At 59.6% G+C, this 1251-nt stretch carries 1 protein-coding gene; it reads left to right on the forward strand.

Annotated elements, in window-relative coordinates:
• Nucleotides 1-261 precede the first annotated feature (261 nt).
• Nucleotides 262-1194 carry a LacI family DNA-binding transcriptional regulator gene (locus B3C64_RS04700; protein ID WP_291534077.1) on the forward strand — a complete coding sequence of 311 codons (933 nt, stop codon included), beginning with the start codon at nucleotides 262-264 and terminating at the stop codon, nucleotides 1192-1194.
• The last annotated feature ends 57 nt before the right edge of the window (nucleotides 1195-1251 follow it).

The following is a 1251-nucleotide window of genomic DNA, read 5'->3' on the forward strand; positions in this document are numbered from 1 at the left end:
ATATGCTTGGGCGCCACCGACGAACTCAGTGTGGCGCGCGAGCGGGCGGGCGATGTGTGCGCGGATGATATGTGTGCGCGGACATGCGGGCGTGCGCGAGTTGAAGACCGCCGAGAATGGCGTATCATGGCATACACTTCGGCAGAGTTGACGGCCTGACCATTCAGGCATGATGAAGAGAGGAAAACCAGCTCGCCGCGTCTTTCCACAGGCGGAAAGACGCGGCCTGAACATGCTGGGAACCGCAAAGGGGCAGGATTTATGGATACAACGGATGAAGACCATGGCTATCGCATGATTCGGCAATCCTCGCGGCGGCGGGTCGCGCTGCTGATGAACGAAGGCATCACCAGCTGGTTCAACGACGAGGTGTTCGCCGGCATCGACTCCGTGATGCATGACGAGGGATATGCCGTGTCGCTGTTCCAGCATGTCGACACCGGTGAAAGCCGACGTGAATTCTTCGCGGACCTGCGAAAAGACGATGACTGGGCCGCGGTGTTCGTCGCTTCGTTCGCCGTGGACCCGGAAGAGGTGAGACGACTCGGCCCGGCGCGCGCGCCGATCATCGGCATCAATACGTCGTCGGAAGAGGGTTTCGATGCCACAATCTCCATAGATGACGAAGAGGGAATGTACGAGGCGGCCCTGCACCTCATCGAACTTGGACATAACAAGATAGTGTATCTGTGCTCCGATGCCGTCGATTCCATCCATTCCTCCATCGATGCAAGAAGACGAGGCTTCGTCCGCGCTTGCCGGACCGCGGAACATTCGCACGATCTTCGATGGCGTGTCATTTCCTTGCCGCGTGGCGGCTCGTCGGTGGAATCGGCGCTTGATTCGCTGATCGCGCTGAACGAGTTTCCCGACGCGATATGCTGCCAATCCGACACGATCGCGATTCCTTTGTTGCTGCGGTTGCATCGTTACGGCCGGCACGCGCCGACCGATTATTCGATCATCGGTTTCGACGATTCCACGTATGCGGATGAGGCGGATCTGACCACCATGCGTCAGGATCCGTTCGCGATGGGGCGCATTGCCGCGTGGAAGGCGCTGAAGCTCATAGCCGGCGAGACACCGGAACGCCCTTACGAGATTGTGCGCGCGAGATTGGTCCAGCGCGGCACGGATTGCGAATGCTGCGAAACCTGCGATGCCCGGCCCTTGGCTGCCGCCCCATATTTGTAGGACTCGTGTGGGCCTGGGGTTTGTGCAGGCCCGGGATTTGTATGGGCTTGGGCTTTT

It is taken from the genome of Bifidobacterium sp. UBA6881, assembly GCA_002451435.1.
Lineage (GTDB): Bacteria > Actinomycetota > Actinomycetes > Actinomycetales > Bifidobacteriaceae > Bifidobacterium.